6 protein-coding genes are annotated in these 4,248 nt (G+C 61.1%); all 6 read left to right on the top strand.

Annotated features, from left to right (window positions below):
* A partial coding sequence (locus ACZM22_RS11010; RefSeq protein ID WP_489544101.1) for a DUF6273 domain-containing protein occupies nt 1-1,132 on the top strand: 1,132 nt, incomplete at its 5' end.
* 12 nt (nt 1,133-1,144) lie between these two features.
* On the top strand, nt 1,145-1,915 hold the full coding sequence (locus ACZM22_RS11005; RefSeq protein ID WP_337548823.1) for a hypothetical protein: 771 nt from the start codon (nt 1,145-1,147) through the stop codon (nt 1,913-1,915).
* 13 nt (nt 1,916-1,928) lie between these two features.
* Complete coding sequence (locus ACZM22_RS11000; RefSeq protein ID WP_489544100.1) at nt 1,929-2,276, top strand: serine/threonine protein kinase; 348 nt, start codon at nt 1,929-1,931, stop codon at nt 2,274-2,276.
* A gap of 10 nt (nt 2,277-2,286) precedes the next feature.
* Nucleotides 2,287-2,607 carry a hypothetical protein gene (locus ACZM22_RS10995; protein WP_172697614.1) on the top strand — a complete coding sequence of 107 codons (321 nt, stop codon included), beginning with the start codon at nt 2,287-2,289 and terminating at the stop codon, nt 2,605-2,607.
* 18 nt (nt 2,608-2,625) lie between these two features.
* Nucleotides 2,626-2,994, top strand: coding sequence for a phage holin, LLH family (locus ACZM22_RS10990; RefSeq protein WP_227126808.1), 369 nt, complete (start codon nt 2,626-2,628; stop codon nt 2,992-2,994).
* Complete coding sequence (locus ACZM22_RS10985; RefSeq protein WP_489544099.1) at nt 2,987-4,021, top strand: N-acetylmuramoyl-L-alanine amidase; 1,035 nt, start codon at nt 2,987-2,989, stop codon at nt 4,019-4,021. The genes ACZM22_RS10990 and ACZM22_RS10985 overlap by 8 nt, the downstream gene beginning before the upstream one ends.
* The last annotated feature ends 227 nt before the right edge of the window (nt 4,022-4,248 follow it).

The following is a 4,248-nucleotide window of genomic DNA, read 5'->3' as shown; positions in this document are numbered from 1 at the left end:
CAAGCCTACCGCCCAGGCCGTGAGCAACAGCGAGTACACCGCCGGTGACTTGAGCGCGTCGCAGAATTGGTGGTGGTGGCTCCGCTCCCCGTATTCGTCGAACGCGGACGGCGTGCGCTACGTGTGCTCGGACGGGAGCCTCAGCGACAACGGCGCGTACCGCGGCGACGGGGGTGTGCGCCCGGCTTTGAATCTGTCATCTGACATCTTGGTATCTGATGCACCGGACAGCGAGGGGTACTACACCATCATCTGGAATAATGCCCCCACCACGCCCCCGTCCATCACCGTGCCAGAGGACGTGCGGAGCGGTAAAGGTCTCACCGTCTCTTGGGCGGCGTCGGTGGACCCGGACACCGACGCCGTGAGCTATGAGCTGGAGCGGAAGTACAACAACGGTGGGTGGTCCAAAATCTATGACGGAGCCGCGACGCAGTTCAGCGACACGATCACCACGGCGATGAACACGGTAGCATACCGGGTCCGCGCCAAGGACAGCAAGAACGCTTATAGCGCATACACCACCAGCCCTACCCGGACCGTCACCCACAACGTAGACCCGACGGTGAGCGGCAGCGATCAGCAGCTCGGCGTGGTGACTACGCCGCCCTCGTTCCAGTACACGGTCAACGACGGGGACGCCGGAGACACGCTCACCATCGTAGAGAGCCTGGACGGTGTGGCCCTTAAAACTATCACCCCGGCAGAGCGGAACCATCAGTACACCTTTGCGCTCACGGCGGCACAGTTCGCCGCCCTCACCGGACCGCACACCATGACTATCAAGGTCTCGGACAGCGCCGGGAACAGCGTCACCCGTACCATCACCTTTACCCGGTCCGTCTCCATCATCGACTTTGACTGGAAAGTGGATGACACCAGCGCCGCCGCGCAGAAAGTCCTTGTCTCCATGCGGTACAACGCCCATGAGGACGGCGTGACAATCCAGGTCTGCAACAACTACAACGACGAAGAGCCGACCTGGGAGACTGCCCAGCTCGGCCTCAAGCACATTTTCAGCAATTCCGCGAAGACTGCGGATAGCTTTGCTGTGGGCGTCCGCGTCCAGATCACCAAGGCCGGAGGGTATGAAAGCATCGCCTGCTACTCTCTGTCCGCAAGCTACATCTAAGGGGGAATGACTATGAGAAGTCTTGACGAAGCCCGCGCCTACCAGAAGCAGGAAAAGAGCGTGGACACCTATGAGCTGTGGGCGGCCATCCTTGCCACCCATGACGCTCTGGTGGAGATGGGCGGCCCCGGCCTCCCGGAACTTCATGTGAACCGGGCGCGGGCGAACCTCATCCGCGCCGGACAGGTCGAGAGCGGAGACTACACCGACGCCGATCTAAAATCCATCGCGGCGGCAGATGGGGCCCGTATCTGGAGCGCCACCATGGGGACCATTTTCAAGGATGAACCTATCGTGGGGCCGGACGGCGAACTTTACATCTGCACCACGCAGCACCAGGCGCAGGCGAATTGGGCGCCTGGTAGCGAGGGCGGACGGACGTTGTTCCGTCCGCTCCGCAGCGAGCCGGAGGAACCTGGAGAGTACCTGGAGTTCATTTGGGGCGAGCACGTCCCCTATGGTGCGGTACGCCGGGACCCCGTGGACCAGCAGCTCTACACCCCCATCAAGGAGGCGGGCGTCACGCTCTATGAGCCGCACTACCCCCACCTGGTCCCCTCTGAGTACAAGCTCTACGAAGAGGTAGAGCCGGAACCCGAACCGGGGCCGGAGCCGGGGGATGTCCCGGATTGGGATGAACTGGAGGCCAATCACACGTTCCAGGTAGGCGACCATTTCACCCACGACGGCACGGAGTATGAGGTCCTGCGCGTCTTCACCAAGCAGGATGGTTGGGCGCCCCCGGCGCTCCTGGACGACTACTACAAGGTCGTGACGGAGTAAAGGGGTGAGACCAATGGAAGTAAACGTCAGCCTGGGCCAGATGGCGCTTGCCTTTGTCGCGGCTATGGGTATTCCGAGCGCGATCATGGGCCTTATCATCTGGCGGCTGGAGCGCCGCATCGACAAGCGGGAAAAGGAACAGGCGGCCCAGGAACAGGGCCAAAAGGACCTCTTCGTCCTGATTGTCCAGGGGACCAATGCCGCTATTGCCCTGGGGGAAGCGACTGCAAGGGCCGTCCAGCGCATCCCTGACGCCCACTGCAACGGGGATATGCACGACGCCCTGGACTACGCCGCCGACATCAAACACAAGCAAAAGGACTTCCTCACCCGGCAAGGCGTTTCCTCCCTGATGGACTGAGGGGGACGCTATGGCTGGTAAGTATGAGGGGAAACGCGCCAAGACGCGCCGCCCGTGGGAGTTCAAAAAGAAGCTCGCTGCGTGGGCCGTCCTTATTGCCACGGCCACCGCCGTAGCTTCCTACGTCCTCGCCTACCTGGACAAGCAGACCGCGAGCGATGTTACCACCACCATCTTTACCGCCTGCATCGGCTATCTGGTGAGCTATGCGGCGGCATCCACCACCGAAAAAGTCAGCCGAAACCGCCACGGGCTGGACGCTGACGGAAACCCATTCCAGACTAACAACACGGAGGGCGGGTCCGACACCAGCGGACCCACCCTCGGATAAAAACAAGGAGGATTTACCATGTACGACATCACCCCTATCATCGAAGCTGTGGCCGCCCTGATCGGCGTCATCGTTACCTGTGTGCTCATCCCGTTCATCAAGTCCAAGACCACGGCATCCCAGCAGGCGGAAATCAACGCCTGGGTCAAAATCGCCGTCTCCGCTGCTGAGCAGATTTTCAAGGGCAGCGGGCGCGGAGAAGAGAAGAAGCAGTACGTTATTGCCTGGCTGAAAGAGCGCGGTGTCACTGTGAATGAGAATGAGCTTGACGCGCTCATCGAGGCCGCCGTCTATGAGCTGACCCAGGGCATCATCCCCCTGGAGGGCATCGCCATTGAGACCACTACCGAAGTCACGGAGGACAAGGAGGAAACCGACCATGAGTAACAGCTCCCTTGTAACCTATACGAAAATCAGCCCCAACCGGACAAGCCCCCGCAATCATAAAATCGACACCATCAGCATCCATTGTTTCGTCGGCCAAGTGACGGCGAAGAGCGGTTGCAACGCCGGAACCTTTACCAAGTACGACCCGAACAACGGAGCTTCCTGCAACTACGTCGTGGGGCATGACGGCTCCATCGGACTGTGCGTGGAGGAAAAGGACCGGAGCTGGTGTACCTCCAGCGGGGCCAACGACCACCGCGCCGTCACCATTGAGACGGCCAGCGAGACCAAGGACCCCTACAAGGTCACGTCGGCGGCCTATGCCGCTCTGCTGGACCTGGTGACGGACATTTGCCGCCGGAACGGGGCCAAGAAGCTGCTCTGGTTCGGGGACAAGGCGAAGACCCTTGCCTATACCCCCAAGGCCGGGGAAATGGTGATGACGGTTCATCGCTGGTTTGCGAACAAGGCTTGCCCTGGCGATTACCTCTACAACCTGCATGGCGAGATTGCCGCCGAGGTCACTAAGCGGCTGAGCGGCGGCTCCGGCTCCACCGCCCCGGCCCCCGGCGCTTCTGGCGGCGCCCAGACCGCCGTAAACTACACGGTGAAAGTGACAGCGACGGACCTCAATATCCGTTCCGGCCCCGGCACCAACTACGGCAGCAAGGGCGCTATCAAGCCCGGCATCTACACCATCGTTGCGGAGGCCGGCGGCACCGGCGCTTCCAAGTGGGGCAAGCTCAAGAGCGGAGCCGGGTGGATTTCTCTGGACTACGCCACCAAGACCGGCACCAGCAGCTCTACGGCGTCCAAAGCCGTGACGGTGGGCAGCACCGTCACCATCCAGGCTGGAGCCGTCTACGGCGGCCTCGCCACCTCCAGAGGGGCCAAGGTCCCGGACTACGTGAGCGGCAAGAACCGCCGGTACACCGTGAAGCAGATCGCCACCCACAAGGGCGTCCAGGAGGCGCTTCTCAAGGAAATCACGTCCTGGGTTGCGCTGTCCTACCTGACCGTGGTATAATCTGCGCGTGGAATTATTTTGGCATTACGCCACCTGAAAGCGGTGGAGACTATGGAGAAACACCGCAACGCAGGACAGGTAGATAGACCGAAATACCGCGAAAAATAAGGCAAAACAGCCCCCGTCAATCGAGTGGGAATGACGGTCACAAGCTCCAGGGCCTGCGCTTGGGCCCTGGAGCTTGTGATTCTTAAAATCGGAACAGGAGGGATCACATGGATCAGGCA

The sequence above is a fragment of the Vescimonas sp. genome (assembly GCF_057856985.1).
Note: the sequence above shows the minus strand (reverse complement) of the source record. Positions and strands in the feature narration are given on the sequence as shown.